Raw genomic sequence first — 19,304 nt, forward strand, 5'->3', positions numbered from 1 at the left:
CGTTGGGGGGGATCTCGATGAATTTCTCGAGCTTGCGACATCGAATCGAAGGTGGCCATGCTCGCCAAGTCCCGCGAGCGGGCAGCTACGACGATGGAACTAGCCAGTCGGTGGTGACCAGGCCTTGTTCAGTACTCGGTGCACCTTGCGATCACCTGGATAGGTCTCATCACCGCCGAGAAGATCAAGCATGCTCAACAACAGGTCAGGCAGCTTTTGCAGATTATTCTCGTGGACTTCGCGCAGGATTTCGAAGTCTGAGGATGTCATGTCATCCATGCGGTGAAACTGCATGTGACCGGCTTCCGTAGATTCAGTCGTCGAGATCGGACAATTCCAGAAGAAGCCCGATTTGCACGGCACCGGTTGGCTGCTCAGAAACTTGCGCGGATTCCCCTGCAGGGATCTTCTCGGCCCCTGCGCCACCATTCGGCCCAGTGAGTACCTGGAGTTCAGGGGCAAAAAGCCTGACGAGGTCGACGCCGTCGAGTGCACCTGTCACATCTTTCCCGGCCAACAGCGCTTGCAACTCTGGAGCAATCTCGGGAAGAGTCGAATCCCCATCGGCAGCTGCGGCAAACCAATGCGGAATCTGCGAACCTGCCATGCGAAACCGGAGTTCAGGGGCAATCTCGGCAATCTCGGCAAGTGTCAGCGGCTGCTGCAACCCAAACATTGCGAAAGCCGCATCTGAGTACTCGGACACCTATTCCCTCCAGATTCTTATCGTGTTAGCGCTGGAAGCTCATACGACGACGCTCAGTCTCAGGATCAAAGCCTTCGGTAGCGAGTTGTAGGTGTTGAACCGAGTCCTCAGGAGCCGCATTGCTTGCCCAATCCGCCAAAGGTCGATCGGCAAGGCATGCATGGGCAAGTTCATAATATGCCGGACCGACATTGGGATGGTCGAGCAATTCATGCATACGATTGAGGTTCGTAGCTGTCAAGACATCACGAGTCGCAAGCGGAATAACGCCAACAACTGGCATGCCCAGCCCGGCTGCAAGGACTTGTTCCTGCTCCATACCAACATTTGCCGCAGATTGATTGACGACAATTCCCAACTTCTCTCGGGAGATGCCTAATCCGGACTCCTCCAGTGGAGACGTGATTTCGCGCAAAGCGCGAGCCATGCCTTGGATTGCTGTGGAAGCCAAGTTGGTGACGAACAGGATCTCATCTGCTTCCACCAATGCCACACTTGCAATAAGGGGTTCCAGGTACAGAACGCTGGTGTCAATGACAATGACATCGAACATTCGCTGGAGACTTCTGACGATCGCCCGGTAGAAATCAGGTCCGACCGCATCTGCTGTACGAGGACGGATTGGCGCCAAGAGGCAGTACACGTCCAAGGTCTCAGCCTTGACAAGGCTGCTCCGGATGCACTCTTCGTCCCATACCGGTTGCACCCTGATGTTCAATGCTGTCGGCATGAACCGGCCAATCAGCGATGCAACCTGACCGTCACGAGTGTCCAGATCCACAATGCACACGGACAAGGGAGCGCCCGCCTGCTTAGACGCGCGGGCGATCGCAGCGGCGAGCATGATGGAGGCGGTGGATTTGCCTGAGCCGCCTTTACTGGAAGTGACGGTGATCGTGGTCTGACCGGGCGGCTTGGCACGATTGAGCAGTTCCATCGAAGCGGCAGCAGGAACCTCTGGCGTCAAGGAATCTTCTGATTGTGGCTCTCCGATCCCACCAATGAACGGCAGGGCCGGCATTCGAAGGGCAAGAGTTCCATTTCTTACTGCATTGGCATCATCGCCCCGCATTCCCAGGATGACATCGATGTCAGCTGGGAGCGGCTCGGGAAACTTCACTAAGTCTTCGGTGTACTGGGCAATGCCTTGCAGTACCGCCCTCCCTCCAAAATGAAGGTCAAGGAAATGCACAACTATCTGATTGGGATCAAGCTCCTGCGATATCGCATAGGCCTCAACTTGCGCCCAAAGTGCATCCCGGGTGCGCTGATGTGCAGATGCCACGAAGACTCGCGCACCAGCATCAGCCATCGTCACAATTGCTTGCGCCGTTTGGGCAATCTCACGCGCCTCATGAGCCTGACCGACGGCCAGGGAATCCGAGAACACCAGCACTCGAGCACGCGAACTGATGCGGCCAGCAGCCAGCGCTGCCCACATCGCCTCAATTGATTCCTGACGTTCTTCCAATCGCCACGATGCACCAGATGCACCGAGCAGAGAATACAACTGCGGTTCCCCGACGACGATGATCTGCGTGCCGCTCTCCTGCGGTTCAACGCTCATTTCTGGGACCCCCTCCGTTCCGCAATCAAGTTGGCTGGACTGAGTCCGGCCGGCCCGTACAGGAGAAAAGCACGCTTGTGTTCTTGCTCAACTCTGAAGACGGAGTCACTCAATTCCTCGGCGGATACCGGTGATTCCTGCTGATCCTCGGCTTCCAATCCCGCAGCCCCGGTGGGAGATCCAGTCTCACCAGAAAAGATCCGGATTCCTTCAATGAGCGCCTGCGAAACTTGCAGATCCCCATGCTCGTCACGATCGGAGAGGAGGCCAATGTCTGCGTCGTCGATTGGCGAGTGGGTAAGCCGGTCAGCCATTTCGGTCTGATCGACCTTGCCGAATACGGAGCACGAGCCTTCGATGGGTTGATCACTCATGAGCACTCCTCGGTTGTGACTGATCCGAATGCCAGTCGGACTCTGCGAGTTCACCATCGACAAAGTCGTCTAGTTCGGCCAACCAGGCTTGGGTTTCGTGCTGCAGATCAAGTGATGTGACGGGCACATCGTCGGGAACTCCAGAATGGCGATGCCAGGCGATCGACCAGGAGACCGCACAGTCGCGAGCTTGGCAAGCCACCGCCTTGTGGTGGAGTTCGTCGCCCTCACACACACGGGCTTGCGCGCTCAACCGAATGGATCGCGAATGACCCGGCGGGCGATCAACGTCAAGTTCGACGGTGTGAAATGAGCGCTTCTCCGTATCGTCATTGTCAGCGACTGGAACGACCGCAGTGACCCGACCGGTCCCCGAGCGCATGACAAACGTGAGCCCCTCTGCGTCCTTTTTGATCCAGCCCAGCATGGTTCTGCCTCCTTACGATGAGTATCGGTTCCCTTTGACATCACAAGCCCATCAAGTCTGAATAGGCTCCCCAAACCGGCTCTGCAATGAGCAAGCCGAGAAGGGAGCCGATGAGAAGAAATGGCCCGAACGCCAAACGCGAGCCCCGCTGAGCACGTCCCGAAATCAGATAGACGATTCCAACAACTGCGCCAACGAGGAAGCCGGCGAACAAGCCGACCGCCGCATACTCCATCCCCAACCAGCCAAGAGTCGCGCCAAGGATGGGCGCCAGTTTGACGTCCCCAAAGCCCATCCCACGTCCGGCAGTAAGCAGCCAGAGTCCCCCAATCACCGAAATCCACAGCAGCGCGCCGCCAAGTGCAGGTAGCCAGTGCCCTACACCTGTGACAAGCTGGCTCGCGGCCAGACCTACCACGGCAATGGGATACAACGGCAGCACAATCGCGTCGGGCAGGCGCTGGGTACGCGCATCGATCACTGCCAAGGCCAGACCGGCACTGGCAAGAGTCAGCAGAAGTGGCAGCAGCGATGCCTGCTCCACCACAAACAATGACCAGTACGCCAGAGCAACCCACAGAGTTGCATTAGCGAGTTCGACGAGCGGGTACTGCCACGAAATCACGCCGCCGCATGTACGACATCTACCACGCAAGACCAACCAGGAGAGCACCGGAATGTTGTCCCGCCAGCGCAACTGACTTCCACAGTCTGGACATGCTGATGCCGGGTGAATGACCGATCGATGCTCTGGCACCCGCGCGATCACCACGTTCAAGAATGAACCGATCAACAGCCCCAGGACACCGAGCGCGGCGACGATTGCTGCTGCCACATCACTCACGTAGTGCGGCTCTTCGAGCGATCGCGGCCTCAAGACGCTCACGCACCTGACGGGCCTGGCTCTCGGCTGCCACGAGTTCAGCTCGCAAGGTTGCGATTGCGAAGTCCCCCCCTCCATCCAAGACTGGCGCAACTGCAAGGAGGGGAACAGGCAGCACAGCAACCTCGACGATGGAGGGAGGCAGGTTCTGAGGTTCAGATTCCTCGGCTGACTCCTCTGGCTCCTCAAACTCGTCGAGCACCAACTGCTGAGTCTGGAGCAAAGGCGTGATGTCGGCATGGAAGGGCACTTGATCGAACGCCTCCGGCACCAAAATGGATTCGCAAGGGAGCCCGGTGCCCTCACCAATCTCCACGACTCCGGCGTGCACCAAACCAACCACAAGGTGGGTTGCCTCGGCTCGAGTCAGGCCCAGCGCATTGGCCGCCTTATCAAGGCTTGATTCCAAGGCCAGAGCGGCAAGCAGCGATGCGAATTCTGGTAACTCAAACCCAGTTGGGAGCAGGACACCCGTTGCATTCCAGGTTATTTCAGACACTGATGAAGCGGGTGCGATCTGTTCCCACTCCTGGCTCATGCGACGACGGCGAATTCGGGCGGCTTGTTGAAGTTCGTCGAAGTTGAGGGGCATGGTGCACACCTCATTTGTCATGGCTCCGTCCACGAATCGTGACGTCACTTCCGAGCATTCGAGTACCGCTCCAAGCCCAGCGAGCAGGAACTCTTGATGGATATTGGCCAAGGAGTCAGCAGTGATCCACCCACGCTCCAGGGCCATTCGTCCCAGACTGGCATGAGTCGAATCGGGGTCGGACTCGTGCTCGAGCTGCGCCAGTTGGCGCGCATCGATCAGACCTGCAGAGACAAGTCGGCGACCTACCGGGACGTCGTACCCCATGAGTTCTATCGCGTAGACTTGGCCGTCCACGAAGAAGAGTCGGGCCATTGACCCGGACAGGGAGGCAGTCACCTCAAGGCAACCGGTGCGCGAATCAGCGCAAACGCGATCGACCTCCGGATGGGATGCCAAGGGCAGGCCAATTTTCGTGGGTGGCTTGTGCCGGCCAAGGTGTACGCGCATCGATCCTCCTCATCGGGAGTATCGGACTGCTCAGGCGCTGGGGGACTCTTGCAAGCCGACCTCGTGGATGGGGCACTGCAGTGCCCCAGCGTGATCGACGGTGCCAACGGTGAAGCCCGGACGCCCTGTACACCCAGCGCGTGGATCTTCCCGATACATCCGACCGATACCGGTATAGGTGTCGGAGCGATTGACGGCTGCGGCTCGATCGGCAGCTTCCGATCGGTTCGTGATCCGCACGACATGCTCCGGGATGATCTCCAACTGCTGATCGTGAGTGGTGACCAACCATCGATAACGATCGACTGCAAATGTCCCGGCCACGGTGCGCTCAGTTCGATCGGATTGCAAGACGGTTACCGAGCAGCGGGTCCCGACGTACGGGCCCACATCTACTGTTTCGCCCGAGGCCAGTGCGTAGGTCTGGGCAAGACTGCCAGCGAATTTCAGGTATCCGAGCCGGAAGTCATAGCACTTTCCCACATGTTCACGAATCCGACTCTCCGCCTCATCGAAGGCAAGAGCGGTTCCCTCAACAAGCAATCGGGGCATGCCTTGAATGCTGTGCATTCGGTCGCAGAGTTCCCAGTTATAGGCCCGGATGTTTCGTTTCTCGCCGGGGCTCTGTGGATCAACCTCTCGACCTGTGATGCGGGCAACGAAATGCTCTGTCACCCAGTTCCACATCAGGATTCCCGGCGAGTCGGTGTAGGTCCAGGGGATCACCTGTGCCGGCATGCTCGTCAAAGCAGTTCCGTCGCGTCCATCTGCGCAAGAGCCCGCTTCAGTGCCGCTGTCGCTGTCTTTGGCAGGATTTCGAGTGCCCTTGCCAACTCTGCTCGATTCAATCCCTCCCAGAAAGTCATATATGCGCAAGTCAATGCCAGTGGGTCTTGGGCACGGCGGGAATTGGCGTCATCGTCACAGACGGCATCCAGCAATGCGCGGGTGACTGCTGCAGCCCGGGCATACGATTCGGGTCCATCGGATCCGGCCGAGGAACCCTCCCGTCTGCCGGCGGCGACCGAATCCATGTCGGTCTCCCCCACGATGATTTCCTGATAGTTGCGCAGATTCGAGAGCGTGCTGATCGCATCCTGTCGCCTTCGCAGCTCAGTGACCGTCACCCCAAGTGCCAGGGCGCGGTCGGTTTCACTCGCGGCACGACCGGATGCCGTCATCGCCGCCTCGTTTGCCCGATGCAAGGCGATGCGATCCCCGACCAGAGTTCGCCCATAGGCCGCTCGGGCTGCATCCTGAGGCCAGGTACGGATTTTGCCGAACATGAACGCCGTGAAATTGAGGGTGCCGTTGCGTCCTGTGCGATCGGCATCGAAGCGATCGGCGTGATCATGGATGAACAGGTACATCAGCGACCGGACATCTTCGTCTTGGACGAGGTCAAGTTCCGTTGCGAGTTTGCGACGGATTCCATACGATCGCGAGAACAGCCAAGCGGTGCACTCGGCAAGCATCTCCGTCATCAGCCCGTCGGGAATCGAGTCCAGATCCCTGAACGGCACTGCCTCCTCTACCCGGGCATTGACGATCTCAACTCCATGCTGCTGGCTCCAGTCGCGCACCCGATCCCGGGTCTGATACCCCATTCCCGCCGGCACCCAGATCCGGTATTGGCCGTCACTCCACTGGCGCGTCCAGACCTGATCCCCAAGGTCGCGCACGAGTGCCGGCAGATCGCACGGCTCTACGGTGGACCAGTGCACACGGTCGCAAGTCATTGCGGGTGCCATCGCCAGTATTTCCCGCTCATGCCTGCCGCGGACTATGAGATCGGGCACTCGACGCCCCAGCCGCTGGTTGGAAGTGACGATGAGCTCTTCGTCAATAGGCGGTCTCTGTTCGGTCTTCACTAGGCCATCTGCTCAAGCTTGGCCACCGGTGGCAGGCTGGAGTCTGCAAGCGCAGTACTCACTTGGAGGCCTCGCGCCAGCATCGCCATCGGTGCCGCGGGGTCCGGAATCTCGACCAAGCAGGGATCGTAGGCAGCGAGGTCCTCGATGACCCGCCGAACCAGCAGCACAGCCAAGCATGATCGTGGACTGGCCAACTTGACGTCCACCAGCGAGCCCAGGCTTACTGCGAGGGTCAGATGCAAACGGGTGTCCTCTGCATCCACCCCGATTAGCCGCGTGGGCACCGACGGGAAGTGCTCAAGAATCACGGCCAGCCCACGCGCCGCAAGACGAGCAGCCTGGTGAGTAGGAGCCAATCTCAGGCCGATCTCGACTTCACGTTCAATACCCGAAAACTCGGAACCGAACTGCGACAGGGGAAGCGCATCCGGAATGAATTGTCCGGTCATTTGACTGGTCATAGTAAGACTATGACACGGCTTTTGCGTCACGGCAACTTAAATATGTTTACAAGGCGTGAATTCTTCGAGCCGCAATCTGGCTGCCTGATGACTGTGGGGCCGGTGCCAGACTCGGCTCCCGGCCCCACAGTCAGGGTCGTGCTGGGTGGAGTCGGCTAGACGACGTCCGCTGCTGGAGCCGTGCCCGCCGGGCAGCCAGCCGCGACTACAGCGGCTGTCGGAGTGATCAAGCCACCGCCCGCTGAGTCGTAGTAGGTCAGGCTGTCCGCGAGCGCCTCGGAGTTGCAGGCCACGATGGTGAAGGAGTTTCCGGTGGCCGCAACAGCAACCGACAGCACATTGCCAACGGAGATCTTCGCGTCGTTCGTGGTGATGAGGTTGGTTCCACCGGCAGGGTAGGCGCTGTTCTGCGTGTACGCCGTCTCCATCAGTGTGGCCACATTGCGCACGTCAGATTCAACTGAAGCCGTACGCGCCGAGTTGCGCTGATTCAAGAAAACGGGGATCGCAATTGCGGCGAGAATTCCAATGATGATGACGACGACGAGAAGCTCGATCAGGGTGAAACCCGATTCGCGTTCGTCCCGCATCCTTGTTAAGCGAGTGAGCATGTGATGACTCCTGATCAAACTACCCCTCGTCGGGGTTCAGCCCCCGATGGGCTGATACAAAGGGTTTCGGACCGATTGCAGGAGTTGGCCCCTCACTTCTTGACGAGGTCGAAGATATTGAAAATAGGCAGGTACATCGCCACGATCATCCCTCCGACAAGTGCACCGAGCATCATGATCATGATGGGTTCAATGAGCGCCATCAGTTGCTCCGTTGTCGACTCAACCTCCTCGTCGTAGAAGTCGGCGATCTTTCCCAACATGTGATCTAGGGCTCCGGTGTCTTCGCCCACTGCCATCATCTGCACCACCATGTCAGGAAAAACGCCATGCTCGGCAAGTGGTTTTGCGATGCTCGACCCCTGACGCACACTCTCCTTCACGTCATCGACCGCGCGACGGATAACAATGTTTCCGGCTGTGTCACCAACGATGTCAAGCGCAACGAGGATCGGGACTCCTGCGCGCAGCAGTGCAGCGAAGTTACGGCTGAAGCGGGCCAGCGCGATCTTTTGGAAGAGGTGACCGAACACCGGCAAGCGAAACTTCATCGGGTCAACAATTGCGCGCAGCCACGGTTCGCGACTCACATGGTGGTACCACCAGACCAGCAGAATGCTTCCGAGGATGATCGGGAAAAGGAAGTACGGATTCTTCACCAGATTTGACAGGTTCACCAGAAATTGGGTGGGAGCGGGAAGCTGTCCGCCGAGGTTGTTGAACATTTCGGAGAAGACCGGAACCACGAAGATGAGCATCGCTGTGGTGACGATCACTGCAATGACCCCTACTGCGACTGGATAGGTCAACGCGGCCTTGATTCGACCACGCAGACGCACATCGGCCTCGATCGACTCAGCGATCTGCAGCATGGTCTCGTCCAGGAAGCCACCGACTTCGCCTGCTCTAATCATGTTGACCATGATCGGTGGGAATTCCTCATATTCCGCAAGGGATTCCGACAGTGCCGCGCCTCGTTCGACATCGTCACGGACACGAAGGAGGACTTCGCGAAGCCGTTGGCTCTCAGACTGCTCGGCCAGGATCGCCAGACACCGCAGTATCGGCAGGCCCGCACCGAGCATCGTGGCGAACTGGCGAGTCATGACAGCGAGGTCCTTGCCCTTGACCTTGGGCTTGCGAAGGTTGATATCACGATTCCAGCCGCCTGCCTTGGCCTCGACCGCTATCGGTGTCAGCCCGAGTTGACGTATGCGTGCAATGGCATCGGTCTCGCTCGATCCCCTGATCAGTTGCTCGACCAGCCGACCGTTGCGGGCGCGCGCTCTGACGAGGTACTCAATCTGAGGCATTGGTGTCTCTTCCCAGTAGCTGGTCAAGTTCAAGGGCGTCTGAGCATTTCTCGCGCGCTACGTCGTACTCCACTGACCCGGCATTAACCAATTCAGCGAGGCTCTGATTCAGTGTGTGCATTCCATGTCGCGACCCTGTTTGCAGAGCCGAGGGGATCGACTGCAGCTTGCCCTCGCGGATCAGATTGCGGATCGCCGGCGTGGCAATCATGACCTCGGTCGCCGCGACGCGCCCTGCTGCATCAACCGTTCGACACAGGGTCTGGCAGACCACCGCTTCGATCGAATTGGCCAACTGCGTGCGGATCTGCGCCTGCTGCTCCGCCGGGAACACGTCGATTATTCGATCGATGGTGCTGGCAGCAGAGCTCGTATGCAGCGTGGCAAAGACAAGGTGGCCTGTCTCCGCGGCCGTCAACGCAATCGAGATCGTCTCCAGATCACGCATCTCACCAACCAGGATCACATCCGGATCCTGACGAAGCGCGTGCTTGAGCGCATTGGCAAAAGACCAGGTGTCGGTGCCCACTTCGCGCTGATTGACGACGCAGGATCGGTGCTTGTGGACGAATTCGACGGGATCCTCGATCGTGATGATGTGCCCCTTGCGCGTGCGATTCACCCGATCAACCATTGCTGCCAAAGTGGTGGACTTCCCCGAACCGGTCGGGCCGGTCACAAGCACCAGGCCGCGCGCAAGCTTGCACAGCTCGCCTAGTTCTGCCGGCATGTCCAAGGCCTCCAAGGACTTGATCTCCCAGGGAATGGCACGGAGGACTGCCCCCATGAAGCCTTGCTGCTGCAACAGGTTCACGCGAAAGCGTGCGGCACCGGGCAGCGCATAGGCTAAGTCGAGTTCCTTGTTCTCCTCAAAGACCTGCTTCTGACGGTCGGTCAGCACCGCGTAGAGCGCCGCCTTGATCTCCTGGCCAGAGAACGGCTGATATCCCACTACCGGTTGCAGATCGCCGTTCACACGAATCAGCGGAGGTGAGCCCACGCTGAGGTGCAGATCGGAGCCACCACTTTCCAATAGTTGAACGAGCAGCTCATCAAGGACGAAGCCGCCCATCAACCCCGATCGCTCTTCGCGGGGACGCGCCACGATCCCGATATCACCGGGCGCCGGCGGCAGGGCAGGTGCGACAACCGTCGATCTTGCTGCGGCTTTGGGTGCAGACGCATGGCCGCCAGGTGACATGAGACCGATCGGCGGCACAGTGGGCAAGACCAGCTCGACTGGCTTGGCCGAGACCGGCAAGTTGAAATCCTCGTCATTCATCGGCGGCCCTTTCAAGAGTGACCACGACTAGGCGATCACGCGCAGGACTTCGCTGATCGTGGTCAGCCCCTGTGAGACCTTCAGCCAGCCGTCTTGTCGAAGGGTGCGCATGCCGGCATCGATCGCCACCCGACTTACTTCATCGGAAGTGGCCCGGCCGAATGCGAGTCGGCCGATGTCCTCAGACATTGGCATCACTTCATGCAGGCCCATGCGCCCTCGGTAGCCGGTGTTCGCGCAGCTCGAGCAGCCTTTCGGCTCGTAGAAGGTGGGATCCAGATCCGGCTGATACTCAAAGTGCACCACCGCCAATTCAGCAACGCTCTTGTTCACGCGACGCTTGCAGTCAGGGCACAGTCGCCGGGCCAGGCGTTGACTTGTGGCGCAAGCGAGTGCCGAGCTCACCAGGAATGGCTCGATCCCCATTTCGATGAGCCGCGTGATCACACTCGGTGCATTGTTGGTATGCAGCGTGGTCAGAACCAAATGACCGGTGAGCGCTGATTCCACCGCGATCTGGGCGGTCTCATAGTCGCGAATCTCACCGATCAGGATGACATCAGGATCGGCACGCAGAATCGAGCGCAGAGCTGAGGCGAAGGTGAGCCCTGCCTTGGCATTCGTCTGAATCTGGTTGATGCCCGGGATGCGGTACTCGACGGGATCCTCGACCGTCACGATGTTGATCTCAGGCTTTGTGACAGTGTTCAGAGTCGCGTACAAGGTCGTGGACTTTCCTGATCCGGTCGGGCCACTGACAATCAGCATGCCATTGGGTCGCTCGAAGGAGTCCCGCCAATGACTCAGGTTCGGCGCAGAGAAGCCGAGATCCGATAACGTCATCTGGGCAGAGGAATTGTCCAGAATGCGCATCACGATCTTCTCGCCCCACACAGTCGGCAAGCAGTTGACCCGCAGATCGACCTTCTTGCCTTGCCAGATCAATGACAGTCGTCCATCTTGCGGTACTCGGCGTTCGGCGATGTTCATTTCAGCCATGATCTTCAGTCGCGAGATCAAGGCCGACTGCATCTCCTTGGGTGCCGGCGCCTGCTCTTTGAGCACGCCATCGATCCTGAATCGGATTCGGATGTAGTCCTCGCTGGGCTCAACGTGGATATCGGAGGCCTTGTCGGAGATCGCCTGATTCAGCAGCAGATTGACATAGCGCACCAGCGGAGCATCAGACGTCGACACCACTGGTGCCTGGATGTCGATGAGCTTCTCGTCGACGAGCATGTCACGCACGAGTTCGCCGAGTTCATACTCTGCGCGGTACAACTGATTGATGCGAATAGCGATCTCAGCCTTCATTGCACAGGCGAATCGCACAGAATGATGGGTGATCGTCTCCAGATCCTCACCGATCTGCCAATTGGCCGCCGTCTGCGAATCGGCGACTACGACAAGGGTCTGTGCCTCGAATGCGACGGGGATCACCTGGTACCTGCGTGCCTGATCACCCGTGAGCAGGTGCACCGCCGACTCATCCACCTTCAGGCTCATGATGTCGATAAACTCCAGTCCAGCGGCTTGCACTGTCGCGCGCACGATGTCCTTCTTTGTGATACTTCCCTGCTGCACCAAGATATTGAGCACAGGCTCGCCCCGCGAAGTCGCGACCGCTTCCGCGGCCGCCTTCTGCTCTCTCGTGATGAGGCCACTCATCACCAGGATTTCGGCGACAGAGCCTGAAGAACTATTCACGGAATCCCGCCCGTCTCAGCGCCACAAGGAGATCCGTCACATTCGATGCCACCGTCTCGGCCTCGCGAAGAGACACGTCGCCTGCGAGTACGAGTCGGACGGCATCCTGCTCGAAAGAACGCATGCCGTAGTACTCACCATCGGTGATGATCTCGCCCAGCAGCGCTGTCTTCGTGGAGTCGGCCACAGCCTCCTTTACCCGTGGAGTCGCCACGGCAACCTCGCATATGAGCACGCGCCCATCTCCACGCGCAGACGCCACCAGTTGCTGGCAGAGGATCCCTTGCAGGGACTCGGCAACCGAGGCTCGCGCCTGGCGCTGCTCGTCTGCCGGAAACATGTCGACGATGCGATGAACGGCATCGACGACCGACTTTGCGTGGAGGCTGGCGAGCACCAGATGTCCTGTCTCGGCTGCCTGCAAGGCCGTACGCATGGTCTCGACGTCCCTGATCTCACCGATCAGGATGACGTCGGGATCTTGGCGAAGACCGGATCTCAGTGCCTGCGCAAAGTCGAAAGTGTCGGTATGAAGTTCGCGCTGGCTGATCGTGGCCAACTTGTTCCGATGAATGAACTCAATCGGATCCTCGATGGTGAGGATGTGACAGCGACGCTCCTCATTGATGAGGTCCACGAGAGCGGCCAGAGTGGTGGACTTGCCCGAGCCCGTCGGTCCGCAGACCAACACCAACCCCGCAGTGGCGCGCGCGAGGGTGCCTGTCACATTCGGGAGTCCCAGCTCCACCAGACTGGGAACCTGCTCCCGGACAAGTCTCAGGACCATCGCATCTGCCCCGCGAGCACGGTAGGCATTCACGCGAAATCGGGCTGCCGAGTTCGAGACAAGGGCGAAATCGCACTCGTGGTCGCGAATGAACGCCGCCTGATCGGCTCCACTCGTCATCGCCTGCCCGACGAGTGCTGAAGCATCCTGCTCGGTGAGATCGGGCAGATCGAGAGGGAACAACTGACCTGAGACACGCAGGAGCGGTGGGGCTCCGGCTCGGACATGCACATCGGAAGCGCCAAGCGCCACTGCCGCCGTGAGTATCTGCTCGAGTTCAACAGGCGTAGTCGCCAAGTCACCCTCGACTGCGCTCGCCCCGGCCTCAAGTGGAGCGGCACCGTCGAATTGCGAAACCAGTAGAGCCATACCAGTGGTTTCGGATCAACTTCGCAGCGCTAGCCCGACCGCGCGGAAATACCGACACGAGAAGTATCGACCCAAGCAGGCCCTCCGCCCATGGTTGCGCCGATACCCCCGAAGAGGGACGACGAGGAGGATGAGCATGGCCAAGGGCGAGTTCTGCCTCATAGGGCTCGATATCGGCACGACCGGCATCCGCGCCGTGGAACTTCGCCGATCGCGCTCGACTGCTGATCTCGAAATCGTCCGAATGGCCTGCGCGGAATTGCCACCGGGAGTCATGTCCGACGGTGCGGTCATCGACCAGCCCGCGTTGGCCAAGGCCATCCGTGCACTCTGGCGGCAGGGACGCTTCCGGACTCGGCGCCTGGCCTTCGCTGTTACTGATCCCAACGTGCTCACGCGTCAGCTGGATCTGGCATGGATGCCCCCAGACGATTTCAAAGCCGCACTTCGATACCAGGTGCAAGGCTCACTGCCATTCGACTTCGATTCCGTCGCGCTCGACTACCACCTGCTCGCCGAGATCGAGCGGACGGACACCAAAGGTCAGGCGACCACCGACAACAGAGTTCTTGTGGTGGCAACGAATCGTGAGCACACGGCCGCGATCGCGTCCGCAATCCGCAAGGCGGGCCTTGAGCCCGTCGTTGCCGACCACGCGCCCTTTGCTCTCATTCGTTCGGTCTGCCAAGGGCATTTGCCCAACGACGCAAGCGTGCACGCGGTAGTCGATATCGGAGCCGACCAGATGACCGTGGTCATTCACTCGGAAGGCCAGCCTCGGTTCATCCGCACCCTCAGCCAACTTGGGAGCAATCTTGCCACCCGATCGATCGCGAGTGCGCTCGATATCGACAGTGACGAGGCCGAGGCGCTCAAGCGCTCAACAGGGTTGAACGGGGCAGCCCCAACCGTGGTCTCCATCGCAGAATCGAGCGTGTTCAGCACGATCGTGGATTCGCAAGCCGCCGAGATCGACCAGCGCTCTTTGGTAGCCCTCAGCGAACTCAATACCTGGGCCGCCACCATCGTCGGTGAGATCGCCAATTCCATCGACTACTACGCATCGGGCATAGGTGTTGCTCCCGTCGAATCAGTTCTCCTTGTAGGGCGTGCGGCGAATCTCGATGGATTGCGCGAGCGCATTGCGACTCAATTGCCCTATCCAGTGCAAAGTGCCGACGCAACCATGGGCCTCAGCGTCAATCCGAAGCTTCGAGAGTATGCACAGGATGCTCAGGCCGCGCTGGCCATAGGTCTGGCCATGGCGGTTAAGACATGAGTAGGCCGAGGACAGACTGGCGGCAGATTAGCTTCGGCGATGTCCTCAGCCGGATTCGTCGACGGGAGCCCAAAGACAGCGATGCGCGAACGAAGTTCACTCCCACTCTTCCTATGGTGAATCTGCTTCCAGTCGAAATTCGCGAATCCATCTTCCTGAGCAAGGTCTTCCGCGCGGGCATGCTCGCTGCAATCGTGCTGATGGCGATCGCAACGCTGATCTGGTTGGTTCAGGCGCCGGCGATCAATTCCTCCAGCGCGGCACTTGCAGACGCACAGGCGGCAAACGCACATGAACAAGCCCAGGTCCAGGCACTGTCGCCCATTGCGCAGATGCTCAACCAGATCACTAGCCAGAAGAAACTGGTCGTCACCACTCTCGCTTCTCAACCCAAAGCCGCTGCGATCAGCCGTCGCCTCCTGGCAGCCGCAGCAAGCACCGGCTCGCCTGCCATCACATTCGACACGATCTCCGTGACCTATTCCGGTATCCCAAACGGGAGGCCAGTAGCAAACCCCTGCCCTAACCCGGATCCATTCTCATCCCCAGTTGCAATCGGATGCATAGTGTTCAGCGCCTCCGCCGGCACCCGCGAGCAGGTCTCCCGACTGCTGACCGCCTTGGGTCGCGATTCCTTGTTCATCGGCCCCTATGTCGGCAACTCAACTCTGGCCGCCCCAGGAGTCGGCAGCCGTCAATCCGTGGCGTTCTCAGGCACGGTCGGTATCTCCCTCGGTGGGCTATCAACGCCTCTCAGCTCCGCACAACGCAAGGCTCTGCAGGCCGCGGCGACAGCGACCCCCGGCACAGGCCTCGCGGCAACGAAGGCGGGCGCATAGCGATGCGTATTGGGAGGGTGAAACTTGCCGTGACTGGAGTGATCGTCGCGCTGATCCTCTTCGCCGCCGCGCTGTGGTCGCTCGTGCTTTCGCCCCGAATCTCGACAGCTGCCCAACTCAAGGAGCAGTCGGCTCAGGTCGAGCAGGCGAACATCACGCTCGCCCGACGTCATGGCGAGATTCTGGATCTGGCAGCGAAGGCACCCCAGCTGGCTCATGAGGCGCAGCAACTCTTCTCCAGGATGCCTGAGTCTGCGAAGTTGCCGGCCGTTCTGCGGCAAATCGCTGCTGCAGCAATCGCATCGGGCATCTCGACTCAGAACGTCCTGTTGATCAACACCTCAATTCCCGAAAGCCTGGACAAGGTCGACAACTCAAGTAACCAGATATCCGCAAACGCGGCCAGCAGTCTGGGAGTCAACCTGGCCACGATGACGATTGAGATCACGGTGAACGGGAGCCAGGCGCAGCGATTGAGGTTCCTGGACAAGGTCCAGCACCTCGATCGGGGTCTGCTCATCAACGCTCACAGCACGATCACTGACGGAACTCATGCAACATCTGGAACCCTGACCGTGACCGGCACAATGTTCGTTCTGCAGTCCAAGCTCCCTGATCTGGTGGCCAAGGCGCAGACGATCATCGACAAAGCGCAACAGGAAGCTGTCGGCCAGAAGCGCTGACCGTGCAATCGAAGCCATCAATCGATGGCGGGAAGTACTCCTGCGAATCGCGTTCCATCAGGCTGGCCCAGACCATCGGCCAACACTCTTCGAACAGTTTCGACCGCGGCCGGGAATGCATCGGGTAGGCGGGGAACGTCAGCCATGGCCGTATTCACCAGTTCCCAGCGCAAGACCACCGTCCATAACCTGGCATCTCTTGTTGCCACAGCCGATTCGACCAGATACGCCTCAAGGGATTGAAAGTCGCTCTCATAGGCGAGTTCTATTGCCAAATGACTTTCGCCTGCAGCCTGTGCGCGCAGTGCGGAAAGCATGCATTCATTGGCCTCCTCCCGCCGGCGCAGGACGAAGTCCGGAGCACTCAGGCCTCGCAGCAGTTCGGTTGTGCATTGCAGCATCGCCTCTTCGGATGGATGCGGCACATCTGACAGGTAGCTGAGACCTGTAACCCGACTCACCAAGACCTGCGCTACCTCGCCTGAAAGAGCACCCACCATCTTCTCGCGTGCGTTGAGCAGCACTTCCGCACTGGATCGATCGGCCTCGTACCCAACGTGCGCAGCGGCCAAGGCGTTAATTGCGATCTCAGACGCGGCAAAGTATCTGCGTGCAGGCGCGCGCTGCCCGATCACTATGCGTTCGAACAGGCTGGCTTGAAGCATGGAAACATCGGCTCCCCAGGCAAAGATGACTGCACGGGGTGCATCGCCCGCCGCCGCCTGGCGTCGCGAGGCGAGGTCATAAACGCGTGCATGCCGCAGACATTGGACGCGAATTGCATCCGCCGTCGGCCCATCACTCATCTGCATGGCTTCCCGGCTTGCTGGCTCTCCGGACGTATAGCGGGAGCATCAAGTCGTCGAGATCGTCAAGGTCTGTGCAATGTGTGCGCCATCGGGCTTGGTGATCACAAATTCGGCCGTTGTCGTCGCGATGCCATTCGGACTGGTGAACTGCACACGGCCGTTGACCACCGTTATCGTGCCGTAGCCCCCGGTGATCCGCGCGAAGTTCAGCACGCTGCCTGAGGGCGCACCGGCCAGTACGTCATAGAGCACCTCCGTATTTTGCGCCTGCGTTCCCGTGACTGCTGCAACACCGGTACGAGCCTCGGCGTCACGACGGATCGACGTTTCAGACATCGACAACACATGCCAGGGCTCGCTGGAGAGCACCTGCATGAACGGCGGGGGGCTGAGCGTCTTGAAACGGGGGTCATAGTGGACATTCAGATCCTGGTAGCCAGCATTGCTCGAAGTGTTGGTCAGCTTGCATCTGAAGTCCTGGCCAATGGATCCGACGATAGTCAGGTTGCCCATGGTCGGAGATGACGTGTAGTCCTGAATGGCGAAGCAGCCTTCACGAGAAAGCACTGCTGCATCGACGATGAGGTTCTGCATATTGGCAGAGATCCACTGGTTGTTGCCCGAGGTGACGGACGGATGGAAGATGTACAAATAGGCCCGAGGGACCAGCCCCATGAGGTTTGTTGACGTCGCAGCAGGTACGCCATAGTCAGCGGCTGTCGGTGAGGTATAGGTCGTGTTCGTCACCGTCGCATCGAGCAGTCGGCCCGTGATCGCGATATCACCGTCGGCCACCATTGTGTACTGCCCAGTATAGGTCCCCTGCGCGTAGACCGTGCCCCGGCGGCACATGCTCGAGGTCGGCGTACTCCAGGTATCGATTTGTTGCCCGCTCGCGTTTGTGGTCTCAATAGGAAATCCGTGATTCGTGCCCGATCCGCTGAATAGTGCATTGTCGTTGTAGGTCAGCGTGGGATCAGGGATCACAAACGGATACGGATTCGTGCCGATCTTGATCTCGCACGTCGGCGGAGTGACGCTCCAGTAATTGGGATCAGTGGACGTGGTTGGCACATCCTGTACGTAGATGACACCGTTGAAGCCAGCAGCCACCATGGTCGCGTAGTCCAAGATTGCCGTCGGATGATGCTGAGCTGTCGTCGGAATGGCGGCATGCGTCGTCCCCTCTAGCGCGGTCCCGACCTGACAGAACGCGTTGGTCGATTTCGTATCGGGGCTGGTCACTGCAATTTTCCCCGCACCATTGGTGGTGTAAAAGCGGATGCGCGTGGTGCCGGTGAACAAACATCCTGCGGACTGAGCCAGGCTCTTCATCGTCGACACTTGTACGGTGGTCGGCATCTCAAGCGAGCTCTCATACGTGGGATTCCACAGCTTCGGCTGGGTCGTGTCGATGATCTCTGCAGCCAGGTAACTCTGATTGGAGTTCGAGCCCAGATAGGTCTCGTCGATCCAACGATGGTTCGCCGGACACCCGGCGGTCGTGGTCGTCGGCAATGGGCACGAGCTGGTCAGCAGGCCATGGAAGACTTGCCCAGACACCCCGGGGTCGGTCGCCGGGTCGATATTGGCGATATCCGAGTCGAAGTACCAGACGTCGTTGGTGTGCATATCTCCGTACCAGGACTCAGTACGAGTGATGGCATCGTGCTTGCATTTGAGCGAATTTCGATGCAGGCCAGTCTGCGTCACTGAGACCGTCGATCCTGTCGTCGTGACCAGCACCGGCCCAGAACTGGCCCAGATCCTGTTGACACACATCACGGCGGCTTCCGCGGCGGTCAGCGATCCTGACTTGCCGTCGTAGGCGTCGGGATAGTCCACGGGCCAGGTCTCATAGTTGCTGAGATAGGAGTAGTCCGCCGAGGTGCGCTTATTGATCTCCGCCTCGACCGTGCGCACGATGATTTCGGAGCCGGTGCCCGCCCGCCCTGAAGCGGTCACCCGGATGCGCCCCGAGCGCGAGGCCTGACTGGTGTCGACGCTGTAGATGAACTGGGCAGGACTGGTGCCGCCGGGCACATTGACCCAGGAAGTGAAAGCCAGATTGGTCGAATCGACCGTTGTGTAGTAGTTGCTATTGGCTGCCAGCCGAGCACGGTAGTCGTCAATGCCTGCCTCTGCGGCAGCCCAAGCCTGATACGAGATTTCGCTTCGCTCCGATGGGCGAATTTGGTTCACCACCGTTTGGGCAACAACTGCCGACATTGCAAGGAGCACCGTTGACCAGATGATCACCAGGATCATCGCGGCTCCGCTTTGAGAATCGC

20 protein-coding genes are annotated in these 19,304 nt (G+C 59.4%); 3 read left to right on the forward strand and 17 right to left on the reverse strand.

Annotation, left to right across the window (positions count from 1 at the left end; all coding sequences use genetic code 11):
* Window positions 1-99: 99 nt before the first annotated feature.
* From Q7L55_05730 to Q7L55_05800, 15 genes are all read right to left on the reverse strand, one after another.
* A complete protein-coding gene (locus Q7L55_05730) occupies window positions 100-279 on the reverse strand; it encodes a hypothetical protein (protein ID MDO8732058.1) in 180 nt (59 codons plus the stop codon).
* Between the two features lie 34 nt (window positions 280-313).
* Window positions 314-706, reverse strand: a complete 393-nt coding sequence (locus Q7L55_05735; GenBank protein MDO8732059.1) for a hypothetical protein — start codon at window positions 704-706, stop codon at window positions 314-316.
* A 25-nt stretch (window positions 707-731) separates the two neighbouring features.
* Entirely contained in the window at window positions 732-2,273 is a 1,542-nt protein-coding gene (locus tag Q7L55_05740; GenBank protein MDO8732060.1) for an AAA family ATPase, read from the reverse strand.
* Entirely contained in the window at window positions 2,270-2,647 is a 378-nt protein-coding gene (locus tag Q7L55_05745) for a hypothetical protein (protein ID MDO8732061.1), read from the reverse strand. The genes Q7L55_05740 and Q7L55_05745 overlap by 4 nt, the downstream gene beginning before the upstream one ends.
* Window positions 2,640-3,074: a hypothetical protein gene (locus Q7L55_05750; protein ID MDO8732062.1), complete on the reverse strand. Its 435-nt coding sequence runs from the start codon at window positions 3,072-3,074 to the stop codon at window positions 2,640-2,642. The genes Q7L55_05745 and Q7L55_05750 overlap by 8 nt, the downstream gene beginning before the upstream one ends.
* A gap of 40 nt (window positions 3,075-3,114) precedes the next feature.
* Window positions 3,115-3,960, reverse strand: a complete 846-nt coding sequence (locus Q7L55_05755) for a prepilin peptidase (GenBank protein ID MDO8732063.1) — start codon at window positions 3,958-3,960, stop codon at window positions 3,115-3,117.
* On the reverse strand, window positions 3,911-4,999 hold the full coding sequence (locus Q7L55_05760) for a hypothetical protein (protein ID MDO8732064.1): 1,089 nt from the start codon (window positions 4,997-4,999) through the stop codon (window positions 3,911-3,913). Before Q7L55_05760 ends, Q7L55_05755 begins: the two co-directional genes overlap by 50 nt.
* Before the next feature lie 30 nt (window positions 5,000-5,029).
* Entirely contained in the window at window positions 5,030-5,746 is a 717-nt protein-coding gene (locus tag Q7L55_05765) for a hypothetical protein (GenBank protein ID MDO8732065.1), read from the reverse strand.
* The gene (locus tag Q7L55_05770) at window positions 5,743-6,870 is read right to left on the reverse strand and encodes a hypothetical protein (protein MDO8732066.1); all 1,128 of its coding nucleotides are present in this window, start codon (window positions 6,868-6,870) and stop codon (window positions 5,743-5,745) included. The genes Q7L55_05765 and Q7L55_05770 overlap by 4 nt, the downstream gene beginning before the upstream one ends.
* Window positions 6,870-7,334: a hypothetical protein gene (locus tag Q7L55_05775; GenBank protein ID MDO8732067.1), complete on the reverse strand. Its 465-nt coding sequence runs from the start codon at window positions 7,332-7,334 to the stop codon at window positions 6,870-6,872. Before Q7L55_05775 ends, Q7L55_05770 begins: the two co-directional genes overlap by 1 nt.
* A gap of 155 nt (window positions 7,335-7,489) precedes the next feature.
* Entirely contained in the window at window positions 7,490-7,945 is a 456-nt protein-coding gene (locus Q7L55_05780) for a prepilin-type N-terminal cleavage/methylation domain-containing protein (protein MDO8732068.1), read from the reverse strand.
* Between the two features lie 92 nt (window positions 7,946-8,037).
* A complete protein-coding gene (locus Q7L55_05785) occupies window positions 8,038-9,258 on the reverse strand; it encodes a type II secretion system F family protein (protein ID MDO8732069.1) in 1,221 nt (406 codons plus the stop codon).
* The gene (locus Q7L55_05790; GenBank protein ID MDO8732070.1) at window positions 9,245-10,540 is read right to left on the reverse strand and encodes a type IV pilus twitching motility protein PilT; all 1,296 of its coding nucleotides are present in this window, start codon (window positions 10,538-10,540) and stop codon (window positions 9,245-9,247) included. The genes Q7L55_05785 and Q7L55_05790 overlap by 14 nt, the downstream gene beginning before the upstream one ends.
* Before the next feature lie 27 nt (window positions 10,541-10,567).
* Window positions 10,568-12,247, reverse strand: a complete 1,680-nt coding sequence (locus Q7L55_05795) for an ATPase, T2SS/T4P/T4SS family (GenBank protein MDO8732071.1) — start codon at window positions 12,245-12,247, stop codon at window positions 10,568-10,570.
* Window positions 12,240-13,403 carry a PilT/PilU family type 4a pilus ATPase gene (locus tag Q7L55_05800; GenBank protein MDO8732072.1) on the reverse strand — a complete coding sequence of 388 codons (1,164 nt, stop codon included), beginning with the start codon at window positions 13,401-13,403 and terminating at the stop codon, window positions 12,240-12,242. Before Q7L55_05800 ends, Q7L55_05795 begins: the two co-directional genes overlap by 8 nt.
* A 136-nt stretch (window positions 13,404-13,539) precedes the next feature.
* On the opposite strand from Q7L55_05800, the gene pilM reads away from it, so the two are divergent.
* The 3 genes from pilM to Q7L55_05815 all read left to right on the forward strand — a co-directional run bounded on the left by pilM (window position 13,540) and on the right by Q7L55_05815 (window position 16,204).
* Complete coding sequence (gene pilM / locus Q7L55_05805; protein MDO8732073.1) at window positions 13,540-14,682, forward strand: type IV pilus assembly protein PilM; 1,143 nt, start codon at window positions 13,540-13,542, stop codon at window positions 14,680-14,682.
* Between the two features lie 113 nt (window positions 14,683-14,795).
* Window positions 14,796-15,521 (forward strand): hypothetical protein, encoded by a 726-nt coding sequence (locus Q7L55_05810; GenBank protein ID MDO8732074.1) that lies wholly within the window; start codon window positions 14,796-14,798, stop codon window positions 15,519-15,521.
* Window positions 15,522-15,538: 17 nt separating this feature from the next.
* Window positions 15,539-16,204, forward strand: coding sequence for a hypothetical protein (locus Q7L55_05815; protein ID MDO8732075.1), 666 nt, complete (start codon window positions 15,539-15,541; stop codon window positions 16,202-16,204).
* A 17-nt stretch (window positions 16,205-16,221) separates the two neighbouring features.
* Here the strand turns inward: Q7L55_05815 and Q7L55_05820 are convergent, their stop codons facing one another.
* A complete protein-coding gene (locus Q7L55_05820; GenBank protein MDO8732076.1) occupies window positions 16,222-17,010 on the reverse strand; it encodes a hypothetical protein in 789 nt (262 codons plus the stop codon).
* Window positions 17,011-17,058: 48 nt separating this feature from the next.
* Entirely contained in the window at window positions 17,059-19,281 is a 2,223-nt protein-coding gene (locus tag Q7L55_05825; GenBank protein MDO8732077.1) for a hypothetical protein, read from the reverse strand.
* Between the last annotated feature and the right edge of the window lie 23 nt (window positions 19,282-19,304).

Source organism: Actinomycetota bacterium (assembly GCA_030650795.1).
Classification (GTDB): Bacteria; Actinomycetota; Actinomycetes; order S36-B12; family S36-B12; genus UBA11398.